Raw genomic sequence first — 17531 nt, forward strand, 5'->3', positions numbered from 1 at the left:
AAGCGCCTCAGATCCCCTTAAGGGAAAGTGACTTCGCTTACACTCGTTCTGAATCGATACAATATCCCCAATCGGGAATCTGGGCAAGCGTTTTCCAAGATCCTCGCCTAACCTGATAGCAACGAAGCTCCACGAGCTGTCCCCGCACAGCCGAACCCGACTAGGAGTCCCTTTGTCCTCCCCTGAACTCTCCGCAGGCCCATCCAAGGGGCCGTCCGTTTGGAACAGCCTCCACGGCATCGCCTACGGCGGCGACTACAACCCCGAGCAATGGCCGGAGGATGTCCGCCGTGAAGATATCGAGCTCATGAAGGAGGCCGGGGTCAATTTCCTGAGCGTCGCCATCTTCTCCTGGGGCCTGCTCGAACCCGTGGAAGGCCAGTACGATTTCGGTTGGCTGGACGAGGTCATGGACAACCTCCACCAAGCCGGGATCAAGGTGGCGTTGGCTACGGCTACCGCATCGCCGCCAGCCTGGTTGGCGAGAAAATACCCCGAAATCCTGCCCATAACGGCGGAAGGAACCAGGCTGGAACGTGGCTCGCGGCGCCACTACACGCCGTCGTCCTCGGTGTACCGCAGGTACGCCACCACCATGACGCGCGTCATGGCCGAACGGTACAAGGACCACCCGGCCCTGGCACTGTGGCATGTCGACAACGAGCTCGGTTGCCATGTGGGAGAGTTCTACGGGGAAGAAGACGCAGCCGCTTTCCGAGCCTGGCTTGAACGCCGCTACGGCACCATCGATGTGCTCAACGAAGCATGGGGAACCGCGTTCTGGTCCCAGCACTACGCCTCGTTCGAGGAAATCGTTCCACCCGGCGCCGCCCCCACCACGCTCAACCCCGGACAGCAACTGGACTTTGCGCGCTTCAACTCGTGGGCGTTCATCGATTACTACCGCGCCCTGCTGGCAGTGATCCGCGAAGTCACACCGAATATCCCCGCCACCACCAACTTCATGGTTTCCAGCGCCACCAAGACCTTGGACTACTTCGACTGGTCCAAGGACATGGATGTGATCGCGAACGATCATTACCTGGTGGCGGCAGATCCGGAACGGGAGATCGAACTTGCCTTCAGCGCCGACCTCACACGCGGCGTGGCGGGCGGCGAACCGTGGATCCTGATGGAGCACTCCACGTCGGCCGTGAACTGGCAGCCGCACAACCAACCAAAGATGCCCGGGGAAATGCTCCGCAACTCCCTGGCGCACGTTGCCCGGGGCGCCGACGCCGTCATGTTCTTCCAGTGGCGCCAGAGCAAGGCCGGGTCCGAGAAGTTCCACTCGGCCATGGTTCCGCACGGAGGACGCGACACGCAGGTCTGGCGGAATGTGGTGGAACTCGGCGATGCCCTATCCAAGCTGGAATCCGTGAAAGGTTCCCGCGTGGAATCGCAGGTGGCGCTCGTCTTTGACTACGAAGCGTGGTGGGCCTCGGAACTGGATTCGCATCCTTCGCAGTCCCTGAAATACCTGGAAACCATGCGTGCTTTCCACCGGTCCCTGTACCTTCGCGGGGTCACGTCAGACTTTGTCCACCCCTCCGCCGACCTCTCCGGCTACGATCTCATCCTGGTGTGCACCCTCTACGCCGTGACGGACTCTGACGCCGCCTCCATCGCTGCCGCCGCAAAGGGTGGCGCAACCGTCCTCATCAGCTATTTCAGCGGCATTGTGGACGAGCGCGACCACGTTCGGTTGGGGGGCTATCCAGGTGCCTTCCGCGAGTTGCTGGGCATCAGGACCGAGGAATTCCACCCACTTTTCCCCGGCAGCACACTCACCCTCAGCGATGGAACGGTTGGTTCCTTGTGGAGCGAGCACGTTCACGTGGCTGAGTCGGAGGGCGGGCCTGCCGAGGTTCTGGCAACCTTTACGGACTACCCGTTGGACGGCGTCCCTGCCCTCACGCGCCGATCCGCCGGGGCGGGGGCTGCCTGGTACCTTGCCACACTCCCCGACGCCGATGGCATCGACTCACTCACTGCCCGGCTGCTGGAGGAAGCTGGGGTGAGAGCGGTTACCGAGGCTTCTGCCGGCGTCGAGCTCTCCCGGCGGCGATCTGCGGACGGCCGCAGCTTCCTCTTCGCCATTAACCACAGCCGGGAGGACTTGATGGTGAAGGCCGACGGCGACGAGCTCCTGGGCGGAGTGCGCTTCAGTGGCGTGGTGCCCGCCGGAGCCGTGGCAGTTATCGCGGAGGACCAACCCAAGTAAGTAGCAGCAGAGCGCGTTTTGACGGCTCAGAACGCGCTCTACTGCGACCCAGTTGGGTCCGCGACACGCAAAAACCGCGCCCCGGTCGGATCACGAATGATTCGACCGGAGCGCGGTTCTCTTTGTAGTTGGCTGCCGGAAGCTAGGCTCCGATCGCGGACTTCATCTCATCCACGGCCTTCTTGCCCGCTTCTTCCGTGGAGAGCCTGTTGAACAGGACTTCCGAAGAATAGCGCTTGATGATTTCCTGGATGGCACCTGCACCCTTAGGCGGTGCGGCCGGGGCTTCACCGAGCTCGGGCTGGATCTCGCTGATGAAGTTGACCACCTTGGTGTCCGCCGCCGCCAGCTTGGGAGCGATTGCCTCGCGGACGTCCGAGTTGGGGTAAACGCCGCGGTCAGCCAGCAGGATTTCGCCCGCCTTGACATTGTTCGCTAGGAAGTCGATGAACTTGGCGGTCTCTTCAGGGTGCTTGGTCCTGGACGAAGCAGACCAGAACTGGGAAGCCTTGTACCAGAGCTGCGTGTCAGCAGCCTTGCCCGTCCTGGACGGGAAACGGAGGATCTGCAGTTCACCGCCCGCGGCTTTCTCGAGCGCCGGCAGCTGGTTGGACCACCAGAAGGCCATGCCGTTCTTGCCGGTTGCCAAGCCACTCTGATCCAGTGGCGCAGCTTCGGCCTCGACGATCTCGGACGCTGTCGGAACGGCTTTCTGCTCGCTCATTTCCTTCAGGAAGTCCCAGTAGCCTGCGATGTCTGAAGGTTCGAAGCCAAGCTTGCCGTCCTGGGTGTAGAGAGACTTGCCGTTCTGGCGCAGCCACACGCCAAGGGAGGCCTCATCCGTGCCGTATGCGGCAGCCCCATAAGTTCCCTTGGGCGACTTGCTGGTGACTTCAGCCGCGATGCGCTCGAAGTCTTCCCATGTCCAGGTCTTGTCGTCGGGGAGTGGGACGCCCGCGGCTTTGAAGACCGCCGGGTTGGCCAGGATGGTGGCAGCGTTGATGCCTGCCGCAATACCAGTGAGCCCCTTGGACCCCTTGCCGGCATTCAGCGCGGCTTCGTCCAGTTTGGACGTATCGATCTTGTACTTGGACAGGTCCAGGAGGGCTCCACGGGTGGAGTACTCTGTGATGTACTTTTCGTCCATCTGGATGATGTCTGGAGCGTCGTTGGCAGCAACTTGAGTGGCCAGCTTGTCCCAGTAGCCGCTCCAATCGCCGTACTCGGCCTTGATCTTAATGTTGGGGTTCTCGGCTTCAAAAGCTGCAATGGCTGCCTGCGTCAATTGCGCACGCTTGTCGCCACCCCACCAGGAAAAGCGGAGCTCCACTTTGCCGTCGGCACTCTTTTGTTCTGCGCCATCGCCGCAAGCGCTAAGCGCCAGAACGGCAGCAGCTGTGGCAGCGATAATGGCCGAGGCGCGCAGCCGCCGCTTGGACCGCTTGGCCTTGGGTTCCGATGCCCGGGCTTTGGAAGCATCTTCGGGGGCGACTGCTTCACCCTTTGGAAATACCGGCACTGTTGTCTCCGATCCTCTTTGATCTTGATGCGAAGTGAGAAAGCGTTTTCTCGCATGGATTTTATGCTACAAGTCACAATCTTGTATGACAAGATCTCTGCTTGTATTACTTGTCGGGCGAAAGCCCTGGACTTCTCTTGAGTACGCCGAGGTCCTACTTGATGCCGGTAGTTGCGATGCCCTTAATGAGGAACCGCTGGCCGAACAGGAAGACAAGGAACACAGGGAACAAGGACACAATGGACATCGCGAAGAGTGATCCCCAACTCGTGGCGGACTGCGAGTCAACGAAAGCGCGGAGCGCTACGGGGACAGTGAACATGTCCGGGTCCGTCAAGTAGATGAGGGCGCCGAAGAAGTCATTCCACGTCCAGATGAAAGTGAAGATGGTAGTGGTGGCGAGAGCGGGAACCATGAGGGGCAGGATGACCCGCAGGAAGATCCTGGGGTGCCCGGCGCCGTCAATGCGGGCGGCTTCATCGAGTTCCTTGGGAATACCGCGGATGAACTGGACCATGAGGAACACAAAGAACGCGTCCGTGGCCAGGAGCTTCGGGACGATGAGCGGCCAGAAGGTGTTCACCCAACCGATCTGTGAAAACAGGATGTACTGCGGCACGATCACAACATGGAACGGCAGCATGATGGTTAGCAGCATGATGCCGAAGAACAGCTTCTTGCCACTGAATTGGAGCCGGGCGAAGGCATAGGCAGCCATGGAGCAGGAGATCAGGTTTCCGACGATCGAGCCGAGTACGACGATTGCAGAGTTGATCATGTAATGCCCGAAGGGGTGGGTCAGCGCAGACCAACCATCGGTGTAGTTGCTCATTTCCAGGTTGTTCAGCCAAAGGCCGGGTTCACGGAAGATGAGGTCGTTGGGCCGCAGGGAGGAAACAACCATCCACAGCAGTGGGTAGATCATGATGCCGCCCACGAGGATCAGGATGGCATGCTTGATAAGTCCCTTGATGCGGGCATTGCGGCTGAAGGCCAGGTTGCCCGGTGATTCGCGGCGCCGCGGGCTTTTGCTGGTCTTGCTGCTTTCGGCCTCAGTGGCGGCCGGGAGGGTCTGGATTTTAGTCATCGTAGAACACCCAATACTTTGAAGCGATGAAGTTGATGGCAGTGAAGACACCGATGATGACCAGCAGGAACCAGGCCATCGCCGAGGCGTAGCCCATATCGAACTGACCGAAGCCCTTCTGGTACAGGTACAACGTGAAGAACATGGTGGAGTCGGACGGACCACCGTTGCCGCCGGAGACGATGAACGCCTGCGTGAACGACTGGAACGAGCCAATGATTTGCAGCACCAGGTTGAAGAAGATGATGGGGCTAAGCATCGGCAGGGTGATCCGCCAGAACTTCTGCAAAGTGGTGGCGCCATCAACCTCGGCGGCCTCGTAGTACATGTTCGGGATCTGGCGCAGGCCCGCCAGGAAGATGATCATGGGGCTGCCAAACGTCCAGACATGCAGAAGGATGATGGAGCCAAGGGCAGTGTTTGGATCCGAGATCCAGCCGGGACCTTGAATGCCGATCATGGCCAACACCTGGTTCACAAGGCCGGTGGTGCCGAAGATCTGCTTCCAAAGAATGGCAACAGCGACAGATCCGCCCAACAGCGACGGCAAGTAGAAGATGGAGCGATAGAACGGAAGGCCACGGAGCCCTTTGTCCAGGACGAGCGCGATCACTAGCGCTACAGCCAACTGGAGCGGCACGCCCACCAGCACATATGTGAAAGTAACGCGCAAGGAATTGTGGAGACGGGCATCGCCGAACATGCGGACGAAGTTGTCGATTCCCACCCATTGCGGAGGTTGCAGGAGGTTGTAGTCCGTGAAGGACAAGTACAACGACATCAGCATCGGACCCACGGTGATGACAACGAGGCCGATCAGCCATGGCAGGAGGAATACGTACGCGGCCTTGTTGTCGCGGCCGTTCGCTTTCTTCTCCTCCTTGGTCATGGGCCCCTTGCGGCGGGTCATTGTGGAGAGTTCGCCAATGGCGCTCATTGCTTCCTCCCTGCCTGACCGCGAACGCCTTCCGGCGTCCCCGTGTGTTCATATGCGGCCATGTGGTCTCCTTTGGTCATCGTGGCCATCCACGGAGTACGAGTGTGCTTGATGCTTGCCTTCCAGGAGTCCGCCGTTCGCCCGGCGGCACCCTCCGACCCGCCGGGATGTGCATCCTGGTGATCAGCGGCTCCGTACCAAAGTAAACGTTTTCTTGACCCATGTACAGCCTTTTGCTAATTTTTGAGAAAGCGTTTTCTTGCGAAGCCGCCGATACCCGTTTCCCCACGCTGAAGAAGCCCGGCGTGCGCATTCGCGCACCTTCCGCACCGATAAGGCAGGACACCATTGTTCCCCAAGCACTGCGACTGCCATGACCACTGCTGACATGGCAGGGACGCCCGCCCGCCCCAGCGCTCTTGGCCGCTATGAAGACTGGCCGGCCTTTGCCGTCCGGCATCGCTTTGCGGCAGCCTCTCCGGGTGCCCAGCAGCTTGCAAAAGACGAAGAGAACGACGGCGGTGCCACCATGGCGGCCGGCTTTGGTCCCGTACCGGCTGGGTTGCGGGAAAGGCTCTACGGCGGGCGGCCTGTGGCTACGTGGTTTGCCCAGCAGGGTTTCGCCGTCCTGGCACACGATGCGTTCGTGTGGGGAAGCCGCCGCTTCGGTCTCGAAACCCCGCCTTGGCGGACCGCCGACGCCGTCAACGGTAGGCAGGCACTGTGGCGGGAGGCCGGCGTCGAGCCTTCCCAGGCTGATCTGTACAACACAGCTGCGGCCAGCCATGAAGAAACCGTGGCCAAAGCCGCAACGCTCCTGGGCACCAGCATCGCCGGGACGGTCGCGCATGATGACCTCTCCGCTCTTGGTATTTTGGCGTCCCTCCCGGGAGTGGATGCGGAACGCCTCGGATGCACGGGATTTTCAGGCGGAGGCGGCCGGGCCGTTGTGCTCGCTGCCCTGAGTCCCCTGGTCCGGAGTTACGTGGTCACGTGCATGATGACCACCTTCGCCTCCTTGCTTCCCACCTACCTCGATGCACATTCCTGGCTGCTCCACTCCCCCGGCCTGTCGAAGCTCGGGGATTGGCCGGATCTTGTGGTGCGTTCCACTGCCGGGGCGGTCCTGGTCCAGTACGCCCTTGCCGACGCACTGTTTCCTGAGGCAGGAATGCGCGACGCCGATGCCCACCTCTCGCAGCGGATGCGGGCAGGGCGGTACACAGGCAGCTTTTGGTCCGAACCCCATGTTTTCTCCCCCGCCATGCAGGAGGAGGCGGCAGCTTTCCTCGCCTCCAGCCTCCAGGCCAACAAACGCCATCGTTCCCCCGCAACTGATCCCGCTAGGACAGCACAATGACTCTGCCCTCAACCACCGCCCGCACCAGGGTGGCCAGCCACAACCAATTGCCCAGGGTAGCGCTCGTGGGCGTGCACGGCTTCGGCGAACGACACCTCGAAAACCTTGATCGCCTTGGGTCCGCAGGAATGCTCAAGCTGGTAGCTGTTGCAGATCCACGGCCACCCGCCCAGGGCCAGTTGCCGCCCGAGGTTGGCGTCCACACTTCCCTGGATGCGCTTCTGGCTGCGGGAATCGCCCCCGACGTCGTCATCATCTCTACTCCTATCCAGACACACGCCCCGCTCGCCCTCACCGCCTTGGGCGCTGGCGCCAACGTTTACCTCGAAAAGCCTCCCGTGGCTTCCCAGGCGCAATACGAAAGCGTGCTGGCAGCGGCAGAGAGCGCCGGGCGGCTGGTGCAAGTCGGTTTCCAGAGCCTTGGTTCGCACGCCCTTCCAGCCGTGGAAAGAATTGTGGCATCGGGCGAAATCGGCGAGGTCCGCGGCATCAGCGCCTCCGGCCAATGGCTCCGGACCAAGGGCTACTTCAAGCGGTCCCGCTGGGCTGGCAAGCGAAGCCTGAATGGCACGGATGTGGTGGACGGCGTAGCGACCAACGCATTGGCACATGCCGTGGCTACTGGGCTGCGACTCGCTGGTGCCAGGACCCTTGCGGACGTCGAATTGGTGGAAACCGACCTTTACCGGGCCAATGACACTGAAAGCGATGACACCTCCGTGATCAGGATCCGCACCGCGGCGGGCACAGTGCTGACGTGTGCCCTGACGTTGTGCGCACCCTTGCAATCGGCGCCCAAAGTCACCATCTACGGCACACTGGGGCACGTCACGCTCTCATACACAGAAGACAGATTGGAGATCACCACTCCTGGCGGAACCCGGAACGAGGCGTTTGGGCGGACGGACCTGTTGGAGAACCTCCTTGCAGCACGAACGGAACAGGATCTGCTCAGCCCACTCAGTGGATCCGGCGCCTACGTGTCCGTGCTGGAAGCGGTCCGAACCGCGGACGCACCCCGTCTCATTCATCCGGACCATGTGACATGGCTGGGTGAAGGCGACGACGCCCACGCCGTGGTGCATGGCATCGAATCGTGGATCCGCCGGGCAACCTTGGGCCAAGCCACGTTCTCGGAACTCGGGACTCCGTGGGCTGAAAGGTCGGGGGATGCTGCCGGAGCAGCCAAGCCAGAGCTGAAAGTCAATGGCACAGCCGTTGCCACCATGCAGGATGGCTCGGGCATCCGGTCAACATCTTCGCCCCGCCCCTACCTCCATCCCGTCCGCACTCTTGCCGGCACCGTAGTGACCGATCACATCCCGGAAGACCACGTGTGGCACCTTGGCGCAGGAGTCGCTATCCAGGACGTCGACGGTATCAACTTCTGGGGTGGCCGAACCTACACCCGCGACGCCGGAGCCTACGTCTGGCGCAAGGACCACGGCCGCATCGTCCTCGAATCCGCCGAGGACGTTGAAGGGGCAAGGCACGAACGGCTGAACTGGATAGGCCCCGACGGCAAGCCCCTCCTCCGCGAACAGCGCGGGTGGCGTTGGGCCGCCGTCGGGAATTCCGTCTGGCAGTTAACGCTGGACTTCGGGCTCGAATCCGCTACCGGACGTCCCGTGCTGCTGGGCAGCCCCGGCTCCAACGGAAGGCCGCAAGGCGGTTACGGTGGTTTCTTCTGGCGGCTGCCGAAGGTCAGCGATGCGACCATCTGGACCCCTGATTTGCGTGGTGAAGATGCCGTCCATGGCAGCGTCGCGCCTTGGTTGGCTTGGTCAGGAACTTTCGACGCCGGAACGGGCGGCAGTCTTGCTGCGGGCGGTCCGGGCCTGGGCCACCCGGCCACGCTCGTATTCCTTGCGTCCCCCCAAGCACCGGACCCCTGGTTCGTTCGCCACTCGGGCTATCCGGGTGTGGGGCTGTCCTTGGCATGGGAATCGCCAGTGGCGGTAGAACCCGGACGCCCTGTACATCGCACGGTCAAGGTGCTCATGGCTGACGGCTTCCTTGCCACTGAAGACATTGAACAGCTCATTTCAACCCAGGGGGACCCAGCATGACCGCTCCGACTCAATCCGCACCAACATCCGGCACCACGTCGCTGGCACCCGGCAACGCCGCCGACCGTGCCGTGAAGCGCCGCCGGCTTATGGACATTCTGGACCGTTCGGGCCGCGACTCGCTTCTGCTCACCAGCAACACGGCGCTCACCTGGTACTTGGATGGCAGTCGAGTCCACATCAGCCTGGCAGGCGACCCCATCGCCGCCCTTCTGGTGGATCGAAAAAGTGATCACCTGGTGACGTTCAATAATGAAGCCGGGCGGATCGCGGCAGAGGAACTGCCGGAGGGCGTGAACCTGCACAGTATTCCGTGGCATGGCCAATTGCATGCCTCTGCGGCTGGCCTGGCCGCAGATGGAAGCCCGCTGATGGAAGCCGCCGTCGCAGGGGAACTGCGGGCAGCGCGGCAACAACTCCTACCTGCGGAAACAGCCCGCTACACCCAACTGTCCCGCGACGCAGCAACCGCGATGACGGACGTCCTCATGGCAGCTACGCCCGGGACAACGGAATTTGAGCTGGTCTCAAACCTGGCTGCGAGGATCGTCGCGGTCGGCGCCGAGCCGCTGGTCCTGCTATGCAGCGGTGCTGCCCGGAGCGGCTTCCGCCACCCGCTGGCAACGCACGCCCCCATCGGCCGCAGGGCCATGGTGGTGGTTTGCGCACGCCGTCATGGCTTGGTGGCAAACGTGACCCGATGGGTAGCATTCGACGCGGGAACGGCACAGGAGCTCGACGCCGAGGCCCGCATCGCGGCAGTTGAAGCGGACATCTTTCGAGCCACCGTGCCGGGTGCCAAGCTCAATGAGGTCTTCGCCGAGATCCAGGCTGCGTATGTGCGCCACGGATTTGGGTCCGCGCAATGGACGCTTCACCACCAAGGCGGGCCCGCGGGCTATGCGGGACGTGATCCCCGGGTGTCTGCGGACGTGACGGACAGAATCGTCCTCGACCAGCCGTTCACGTGGAACCCCTCGGGTCCTGGTGTGAAGATCGAAGACACGGTGCTGCTCACAGACTCCGGGCTCCGCGTGCTGACCGTGGACGACCGCTGGCCGACAACGGAAGTGGACGGCCGTCGTCGTCCAATCACGCTGCGGCCGTAAGCCCCCAAAGCGGGCCTCACAACGCAATAACAAACGCGAAGGGCGGCTCACCATCACGGTGAACCGCCCTTTCGTGTGTGCCTACCCCGCTAGCTGAGCGTCAGCACGCCGTCCACGCGACGCGGGATGCCCAACGGGTTCGCCTCGCGCAGGGCCGGGTGCAGGATGCTTTCCGGGGCGTCCTGGTAGGCGACCGGACGCTGGAAGCGGCGGACCGCGGTGGCGCCCACTGAGGTGAACAGCGATGTTGTGGCAGGGTACGGTCCACCGTGCTGCTGGGACCAGTTCACTGCGACGCCGGTAGGCCAACCATCGAACAGGAGGCGGCCAGCAAGCTCACTCAGCTGCTGCACGAGTGCCGAAACGTCCTCGCCCGGCTGCGCGTGTACGGTGCCGGTGAGGCTGCCCGGAACCTTGGCGAGGGCCTGCGACAGTTCGTCGTCGTTGGCGTACTCAATGAGGAGAGTGGTGGGGCCGAAGCACTCTTCCAGCAGCTCATCCGGACGCTCCAGCACGTTGGCGGCGCTCGTAGAGAACACCACGGGGGCGGCACCATCGGCCAGGCTGTCCTGATCCACTGTGCCACTCACCACCGCGACACCCGGCTGCTCTGCAACGCTGCGCAGGCCGTACGGGTAGGCCTCCGCAATGCGCTCAGTAAGCATGGCTGCCGTCGGTTTGTCCTTGCTCGCCTCAGCCACCTGGGCAGCGAAGTCGGTTCCAGCGGGGATGAAGACGAGCCCCGGCTTGGTGCAGAACTGTCCTGCTCCTTGGGTGAAGGAACCAGCAAGGCCAGCAGCAAGTTCCTCGCCGCGGTCAGCCAGGGCGGCATCGGTGATGACCACCGGGTTCAGGCTGCCGAGTTCGCCGTAGAAGGGGATCGGGTCCGGGCGGGACGTCGCGAGGTCGAACAGCGCGCGTCCACCAGGGATGGAGCCGGTGAAGCCCACGGCCTTGATGGCGGGATCCTGCACCAATGCGGTCCCGGCCTCGCGGCCGCTGACCAGGGCGAAGATCCCTTCCGGCGCTCCGGCCTTGGCCAGGGCTTCGCCGACAATCTCAGCGGTGCGCTCGGACAAGCGGAGGTGGCCGGAATGGGCTTTGACAATCACTGGGCAACCGACAGCCAGCGCCGACGCCGTGTCGCCACCGGCCACCGAGAACGCGAACGGAAAGTTCGACGCCGAGAACACGGCCACCGGGCCAATCGGACGCAGGATGCGGCGCAAGTCAGGCTTGGGCGGGGTGGCAGCAGGATCCGCGTGATCGATGACGGCCTCAAGGTATGAGCCCTCGGTGATGACTTTCGCGAACAACCGCAATTGGCCGCTGGTCCTTGCCACCTCGCCGGTGAGCCGAACCGTGCCAAGGCTGGTCTCGGAGTCGGCTATGGTCACCAGTTCCGTCACGTTGGCGTCCAAGGCGTCGGCGACGGCGGTCAGCCAGGCTGCGCGCTCGGCGTCGGACGCTGCTGCCGTTACCTTGAACGCTGCGGCGGCAGCGGCTGTAACCGCGGTTAGGTCAAGAGTTGCTGTACTCAATGTGGTTTCCTTTACTCTCGGGGGCGGAGCTCTCACTTGCGGTCAGCTTCGCGGCAAAGTTGAAGCCAAGGCCGGCACGGCCCGCGGAGCTGAGCCTGCTGTTGCGGATCTGTATGGGAGAGGGCTCTGCGAGGATGCCGAGCTGCTCGAAGGAAGCATCTTCAACGTCTTCCACGCTCACGGCTTCAGCCAGGGTGAGCGCCAACTGCCCCGAGAGCTCCGGAAGCAGGTGGGGCGCCACCCTGATGCTGTGCGCACGGGCCAACTCGACGATCCTGCGGAACGGCGTAATGCCGCCCACCCGGACAATGTTGGGTTGGATGATGTCCACGGCTTCGGCTTCGATGAAGTCACGGAAACGGTAGATGGTGTGGACGTTCTCGCCCAGCGCGATGGGCACCGGGGACTGTTTACGGAGGCGCCGATAAGCCCAGAGGTCATCAGCACGGATTGGTTCTTCGAGCCATTCCAGACCGTACTCCCCCAAAACATCCAAGGCGCGGAAAGTGTGCGCCAGGTCCCAGCGTTGGTTGGCATCAATCATGAGCAGCCGGTCCGGCCCGATGACTTGCCGGACGGCTGCAACACGTTCGGCATCCTCCCGTAGCTCAGGCTTTCCCACCTTGATCTTCACAGCCCTATGACCAGCGGCCACCCAGCGCTGTGCCTGCTCCACGAGTTGCTCCAAGGAGTAGTGCAGGTTCACGCCCGAGCCATAGACCTCCACTGATTCCTGGCGTTGACCCAGGAGCCCGGTGACGGATGTACTCGCCTGCCGCGCTTTGAGATCCCACAGGGCGAGGTCGACGCCGGCCATGGCGATGGTGGTCAGGCCTCCCCCCCCGGCTTCGTGCAGCCGTTTCCACAGCTGGTCCCAGACCAGCTCCGGATTGGCCTCCAGACCGAGGATGAATGGTGCGATGTCGTGATCCAGGAGGGCCTTCACAGCCTGGGGACCAATTGTGGGTGTCCACGAGAAACCGTGGCCCACGCCGCCGTCGTCAGTGGTCAGTTCGGTGACGATCACGTGGTTCTCGGGGGCTTCAGCACCCCAGCCGCGCAGCAGCGGAACCGTGATCAGGCGGGTTGTGAGGCCCGTGATGCGGGCAGCCATCAACTGCCGGCCAGCTCGTGGCCCTTGGCCAGGATCGCCTTCAGCTCCAGCAGCTGTTCCTCAGTGGGGTCCACCAGCGGCGGTCGCACGGAGCCAACCGGGAGCCCTGCCAGGCGAAGGCCTGCCTTGATCAGCGAGACGCCAAAGCCGGGCGTCTGGTCGCGAAGACGCACGAGTGGGCCGTAGAAGCCCTCAAGCAGGGCGTTGCGCCGTTCCTCGTCACCTGAGACGTAGGCGTCGTAATAGGCTTTGGCGATCTCGGGAGCCATGGCAAATGCCGCCGAGGAGTAGAGCGGGATGCCGAGGCCGCGGTAGGCGCCCTGTGTCAGCTCCGCCGTGAGGAGCCCGTTGAAGAGTGCGAAGTCAGTGCGGCCGCTGGCGTTGATGGCCGATACGATTTCCTGCGCCAGGCCGACGTCCCCGATCCCGTCTTTGAAGCCGATTACCTTGGGATTGGCCGTAAGGCGGGTCATGGCCGCGGCGGTGAACTTAGCCGTGCCACGGTGATAGACGATCACGGGCAGGCTACTGGCTGCGGCAATGGCTTCGACGTACGCAACCACGCCGTCTGTGGGCCCAGTGACGAGGTACGGCGGGAGAACCAGCAAGGCGTCGGCTCCGGCCTCCTCGGCAACCTTGGCGGCAGCAAGTGCGTGCCCCAGCGGGCCACCAGCGCCTGCCACTACCGGAACAGCTCCGGCAACAGCTTCGACGGCGGCAGTCACCACGGTGCGGACCTCATCGATGGACAGCGCATGGAATTCACCAGTGCCGCACGCCGGGAACACTCCGCCGGGGCCGTAAGGAAGGCGCGAGGTGATGTGCTCCTTCAGAAGGGCTACATCCACCGAGCCGTCTTCGGCAAAGGGGGTGACGGGGAAAAACAGTACGCCGTCGAAGTTCATGGTGTCTCCTTGGTTGCTCCCGCCGGAACCAAGCCGGCGTGATTCTCGTCGTTGAGTAGTGCTTGGTCTGATGCTGCTGAATCTTCGCCTTCGAAGGGCGGCGAAAGTTCGGTACGCCAGCTGCGCTTGGGCTCCCAGCCAAGAAGCTCACGCGCTTTCCCGATGGAGAACGCGGGGCTGGTACCGGTCAGGTGCCGGGTGAGCGGGGCGCTGCCGGGCAGAAAACGCGGGAACAGTTCAGCGAGCGGGGAAGTGGCCAGGGCATCCTTCGCTCCCACAAAGAAGACCTGGCCATTGGGGATGGCGTCCATCTTGTCCAGCAGCACGTCCAGGAAGTCGGCCACGTCCCTGGCATCGACGTAGTTGAACAGGGCCGGCGCCGACAGGGAGGGGTCCTCCAACCGCTGGCGAACGGTGTGCCCCTGCTGCGTGGGCGCGCCCTGCCACTCCTCGGGGGATATGACGTAGCACGGCCGGAACGCTGCGTAGCGGATCTTATCCCCCTGCGCCGCAGCGAACATTTGCACGGTTTGCTCGGCGATCAGCTTGGACAACGCGTAGGCGTTCCACGGCTTGGGCGGCGTCTGCTCGTCCAAGGGGAACGACGGCGGCAACCAACCGGCCGGTGAGCCATAGCCCAGGGCGGTGGGGCTGCTTGCCGTAATAATCTTCGGGATACCGGCGTCAGTCGCAGCACTGATGACCGCGTAGGCGAGCCGGGTATTGGTACTGAAAATGACGTCCTCTGGCGCGCTGAAAGGTACGGCGATGGCGGCGAGGTGGATGACGGCGTCGGGGTTTGTTTCCCGGAGCAGCCGCTCCGCTTCTCCCGGGGCCAAAAGGTCCGCCGCGTACTGCACGGCGCCGGACGGCAACTGCTCCGCCGGGATGGCGTCGCGGTCAACCGAGACCACCTCGTGGCCGGCCTGCGTGAGGCCTGCCACCACGCTGCGGCCGAGCCGGCCGGAACCGCCGGTGACGAAAATCCTGCTCATGGTGTTGTCCTTGTGTGGTGGTGGGCCGTCAAGCCTGGCCGCGGCTAAGGTCGACGCCAAGGCCAAGTTCGCTGATGCGGGTTGGGAGCCCGGTGTCCAGGGACTGGTTGCCGGCGATGCCGACTGAGACGGAACGGAGGCCATCGATGTACCCCGACGGGCGGCCCAGGGGGTCTACGCCCGGTCCGTTGAAGAGGTCCGAGAGCAGCAGGTTGTCGCCGCCTCCGTGTCCTCCCTCGCCATTGACGATCGGGACTTCATAGGCCGCTTCCCAATGGCGCTGGACAATGAGGCGCTCACCGTTGCGTCGAACGGCGTCGTCTTCCTCGATCGGCGTCGCGCTGGGGTCCACCACGGTCTTCTTGTCGGTGCTGAAGTGGACCGCCGCGCGCTCAACCACTTCGAGTTCGGCCCGGCCCTCCGTACCATTGACGCTGACCCGGTAGCCCTCCCACGGGCTGTGGGCATTCAGCGAGTAGCTCAGCGTGGGGCCGCCCTGGTAGTCCACCACGAGGGCCAGGTTGTCCTCGATGGTGATGCCTTCCGTGAAGACGTCCTGGTCGCGGAGGTAGCCGTCGAACTTTTCGTTGTCGTAGTACAAGGCCTTCAGGCGTTCGTCTTCCCGCATGTCCAGGCGGAACGGATCCGGCGTCAGGCCATCAACGGTGCCGCGCTCCGGGCGGGCACCCAGTCCGCGCTCGGCAGCGTTCTTGTCGCCATAGAAGCGAAGCCCCCCGGAGGCGAATACGCGCTCGGGGACATCGTTGATCCACCAGTTGACGAGGTCGAAGTGGTGGGAGGCTTTGTGGATGAGCAGGCCGCCGGAGTTCTTCTTCTCACGGTGCCAGCGGCGGAAGTAGTCCGCGCCGTGCACAGTGTCCAGCACCCAGCTGAAATCGATGGACGTGACCTTGCCGATCACGCCGTTCTGGATGATCTCCTTGAGCGCGGTGTTACGGGGCGAGTAACGGTAGTTGAACGTGACGACGACGTTCCGACGGGTTTCTGCCACGGCGGCGGTGATGCGGCGGCAGCCCTCAACATCGATCGTCAACGGCTTTTCAACCACGACGTCGGCACCCGCCTCGAGCGCTTCGACGATGTAGTCCGCGTGGGTGTAGTCGGGCGTTGTGACAATGACGCGCTCGATGCCGTTGGCCTGGATAAACTCCGTTAGCTTTGCCGGCTCGAAGGATGCCACTGGCCCGGCGCCGCCCAATTCCTTGATGAGTTCCTGGTAAAACTCCACGCGGCCTTGGTTCACGTCTGAGAGCGCGACGAGGTCAGCCACGTCTGCGTGCTGCCCATAGATCGCGCGAATGTACATGTCGGAGCGGCCACCGGTGCCGATAAGGGCAATACGGGTCCTATGACGGACAGTGCCTGCGTCGGCCGAGGCGGAAGTCTCGGCCGCGGATGAATGGGTCTCGGCGGTGTCGACGTTGACCATGGGAATGCCCCTTTCAAAAGGCAGAAGTGAACCGCTTGACGGCCCGGCGTGATCTGGGAAGAATCATGAGAAAGCGTTTTCTCAGAGCGTTATAAGCTTTGTATCAAGACTCTGGCGGTTCCGTCAACCATTGCCCCAACGCAGGGGCAGCACGCGGACAGCCAACCGGAAGGGGCAACATGGCACGGAGGAACACCAATCGGCGCGTTGGCATCGCCGACGTCGCGGAGATGGCCGGCGTCTCGCACGCCACAGTGTCCCGCGTCATGAACGGTAACGCCGCCGTGGATCCCGGCATCGCCGCCCGCGTCCGGGCCGCAGCAACCGAACTCAAATACCAGCCCAACCCCGTCGGACGAAGCCTGGCCTTGGGGAAGACCGACACCATCGGCATTGTTGTCCCGGATCTGGCCAACCCCACCTTCCAGGCCATCCTGCGCGGGCTCAGCATTGCAGCAGCCCAGGACGGCTACCGCGTTCTGATCGCGGACTCCTCCGAGGTAACCAGCGAGGAAGCAATCCTTGCCGGAGAAGCCCGTCGCCGCTGTGATGGAGTAGTGCTCTGTGCACCCCGCATGAGCGATGCCGAACTTGAAGAACTGGCACCTACCCTGCACCCCTTGGTACTGATCAACCGCACCACGGTGGCCACCAACACTCCAAGCCTCAGCGTCGACTACGGCCAAGGCATCCAGGAACTGGCACAGCACCTCGTGACCTTGGGTCACCGACGCCTTGCCTTCCTCTCCGGCCCGGAGCACAGCGCATCCAACCGCCAGCGGCTGGTTGGCCTGGAGCAATTCCGGAAGGAACACCCGGAGATCGAGCTCCAGATGCTCCACGGCGGATCCAACTTCGATTCCGGCCATGAATCAACAGAGGCCATCATCGCCAGTGGGGCCACGGGCATCCTGGCCTTTAACGATCTCGTCGCCATGGGCTTGCTGAGCGGCCTGCACGAGCGTGGAGTGCGGGTACCGCAGGACATCTCGGTGACGGGCTTCGACGATATCCCGTTCGCCAAGTACACAACTCCCCCACTGACCACCGCCGCCGTGCCCATCAACGAGCTCGGGAGCCTGGCGTGGCGCAGGATGCGGGAGCAGATCCAGCAAGCAGGCGAGTCGACCACGCAGGCCCAGGATGAATTTTCCCCGCGGATGGAAATCCGCAAGAGCACTGCAGCCCCGGCACTCAACCCCGCGAGGTGACATTTAATGC

13 protein-coding genes are annotated in these 17531 nt (G+C 63.2%); 5 read left to right on the forward strand and 8 right to left on the reverse strand.

What is annotated here, in order from left to right; all coding sequences use genetic code 11:
• The first annotated feature begins 172 nt into the window (after positions 1-172).
• On the forward strand, positions 173-2224 hold the full coding sequence (locus LDN75_RS19850; RefSeq protein WP_223934404.1) for a beta-galactosidase: 2052 nt from the start codon (positions 173-175) through the stop codon (positions 2222-2224).
• A gap of 142 nt (positions 2225-2366) precedes the next feature.
• Here the strand turns inward: LDN75_RS19850 and LDN75_RS19855 are convergent, their stop codons facing one another.
• The 3 genes from LDN75_RS19855 to LDN75_RS19865 all read right to left on the reverse strand — a co-directional run bounded on the left by LDN75_RS19855 (position 2367) and on the right by LDN75_RS19865 (position 5767).
• Positions 2367-3743 carry an extracellular solute-binding protein gene (locus tag LDN75_RS19855; RefSeq protein WP_223934405.1) on the reverse strand — a complete coding sequence of 459 codons (1377 nt, stop codon included), beginning with the start codon at positions 3741-3743 and terminating at the stop codon, positions 2367-2369.
• Positions 3744-3897: 154 nt separating this feature from the next.
• Positions 3898-4830, reverse strand: coding sequence for a carbohydrate ABC transporter permease (locus LDN75_RS19860; protein WP_223934406.1), 933 nt, complete (start codon positions 4828-4830; stop codon positions 3898-3900).
• Entirely contained in the window at positions 4823-5767 is a 945-nt protein-coding gene (locus LDN75_RS19865) for a sugar ABC transporter permease (RefSeq protein ID WP_223934407.1), read from the reverse strand. Before LDN75_RS19865 ends, LDN75_RS19860 begins: the two co-directional genes overlap by 8 nt.
• Before the next feature lie 373 nt (positions 5768-6140).
• On the opposite strand from LDN75_RS19865, the gene LDN75_RS19870 reads away from it, so the two are divergent.
• From LDN75_RS19870 to LDN75_RS19880, 3 genes are read left to right on the forward strand one after another with little or no spacing between them, the layout of a single operon-like run.
• Positions 6141-7127 (forward strand): acetylxylan esterase, encoded by a 987-nt coding sequence (locus LDN75_RS19870; protein WP_223934408.1) that lies wholly within the window; start codon positions 6141-6143, stop codon positions 7125-7127.
• On the forward strand, positions 7124-9196 hold the full coding sequence (locus LDN75_RS19875) for a DUF6807 family protein (protein WP_223934409.1): 2073 nt from the start codon (positions 7124-7126) through the stop codon (positions 9194-9196). Before LDN75_RS19870 ends, LDN75_RS19875 begins: the two co-directional genes overlap by 4 nt.
• Positions 9193-10305, forward strand: a complete 1113-nt coding sequence (locus tag LDN75_RS19880) for a M24 family metallopeptidase (protein ID WP_223934410.1) — start codon at positions 9193-9195, stop codon at positions 10303-10305. The genes LDN75_RS19875 and LDN75_RS19880 overlap by 4 nt, the downstream gene beginning before the upstream one ends.
• An 89-nt stretch (positions 10306-10394) precedes the next feature.
• Here the strand turns inward: LDN75_RS19880 and LDN75_RS19885 are convergent, their stop codons facing one another.
• Genes LDN75_RS19885 through LDN75_RS19905 form a run of 5 tightly spaced genes read right to left on the reverse strand, consistent with a single transcriptional unit; the run spans position 10395 to position 16310 of the window.
• A complete protein-coding gene (locus LDN75_RS19885) occupies positions 10395-11846 on the reverse strand; it encodes an aldehyde dehydrogenase (NADP(+)) (RefSeq protein ID WP_223934411.1) in 1452 nt (483 codons plus the stop codon).
• The gene (locus LDN75_RS19890) at positions 11827-12960 is read right to left on the reverse strand and encodes a mandelate racemase/muconate lactonizing enzyme family protein (RefSeq protein WP_223934412.1); all 1134 of its coding nucleotides are present in this window, start codon (positions 12958-12960) and stop codon (positions 11827-11829) included. Before LDN75_RS19890 ends, LDN75_RS19885 begins: the two co-directional genes overlap by 20 nt.
• On the reverse strand, positions 12960-13865 hold the full coding sequence (locus LDN75_RS19895) for a 5-dehydro-4-deoxyglucarate dehydratase (RefSeq protein ID WP_223934413.1): 906 nt from the start codon (positions 13863-13865) through the stop codon (positions 12960-12962). Before LDN75_RS19895 ends, LDN75_RS19890 begins: the two co-directional genes overlap by 1 nt.
• The gene (locus LDN75_RS19900) at positions 13862-14860 is read right to left on the reverse strand and encodes an NAD(P)-dependent oxidoreductase (protein ID WP_223934414.1); all 999 of its coding nucleotides are present in this window, start codon (positions 14858-14860) and stop codon (positions 13862-13864) included. Before LDN75_RS19900 ends, LDN75_RS19895 begins: the two co-directional genes overlap by 4 nt.
• 28 nt (positions 14861-14888) lie before the next feature.
• A complete protein-coding gene (locus LDN75_RS19905; protein WP_223934415.1) occupies positions 14889-16310 on the reverse strand; it encodes a Gfo/Idh/MocA family oxidoreductase in 1422 nt (473 codons plus the stop codon).
• Positions 16311-16489: 179 nt separating this feature from the next.
• On the opposite strand from LDN75_RS19905, the gene LDN75_RS19910 reads away from it, so the two are divergent.
• Positions 16490-17521 (forward strand): LacI family DNA-binding transcriptional regulator, encoded by a 1032-nt coding sequence (locus LDN75_RS19910; RefSeq protein WP_223934416.1) that lies wholly within the window; start codon positions 16490-16492, stop codon positions 17519-17521.
• Positions 17522-17531: the final 10 nt, after the last annotated feature.

It is taken from the genome of Arthrobacter sp. StoSoilB5 (genome assembly GCF_019977235.1).
Taxonomy (GTDB): Bacteria; Actinomycetota; Actinomycetes; order Actinomycetales; family Micrococcaceae; genus Arthrobacter.

Bases quoted from the DNA above. Each gene is read 5' to 3' on its own strand.
- LDN75_RS19860 (WP_223934406.1), bottom strand. From the start codon at position 4,830: ATGACTAAAATCCAGACCCTCCCGGCCGCCACTGAGGCCGAAAGCAGC.
- LDN75_RS19865 (WP_223934407.1), bottom strand. From the start codon at position 5,767: ATGAGCGCCATTGGCGAACTCTCCACAATGACCCGCCGCAAGGGGCCC.
- LDN75_RS19870 (WP_223934408.1), top strand. From the start codon at position 6,141: ATGACCACTGCTGACATGGCAGGGACGCCCGCCCGCCCCAGCGCTCTT.
- LDN75_RS19875 (WP_223934409.1), top strand. From the start codon at position 7,124: ATGACTCTGCCCTCAACCACCGCCCGCACCAGGGTGGCCAGCCACAAC.
- LDN75_RS19880 (WP_223934410.1), top strand. From the start codon at position 9,193: ATGACCGCTCCGACTCAATCCGCACCAACATCCGGCACCACGTCGCTG.
- LDN75_RS19890 (WP_223934412.1), bottom strand. From the start codon at position 12,960: ATGGCTGCCCGCATCACGGGCCTCACAACCCGCCTGATCACGGTTCCG.
- LDN75_RS19895 (WP_223934413.1), bottom strand. From the start codon at position 13,865: ATGAACTTCGACGGCGTACTGTTTTTCCCCGTCACCCCCTTTGCCGAA.
- LDN75_RS19900 (WP_223934414.1), bottom strand. From the start codon at position 14,860: ATGAGCAGGATTTTCGTCACCGGCGGTTCCGGCCGGCTCGGCCGCAGC.
- LDN75_RS19905 (WP_223934415.1), bottom strand. From the start codon at position 16,310: ATGGTCAACGTCGACACCGCCGAGACCCATTCATCCGCGGCCGAGACT.
- LDN75_RS19910 (WP_223934416.1), top strand. From the start codon at position 16,490: ATGGCACGGAGGAACACCAATCGGCGCGTTGGCATCGCCGACGTCGCG.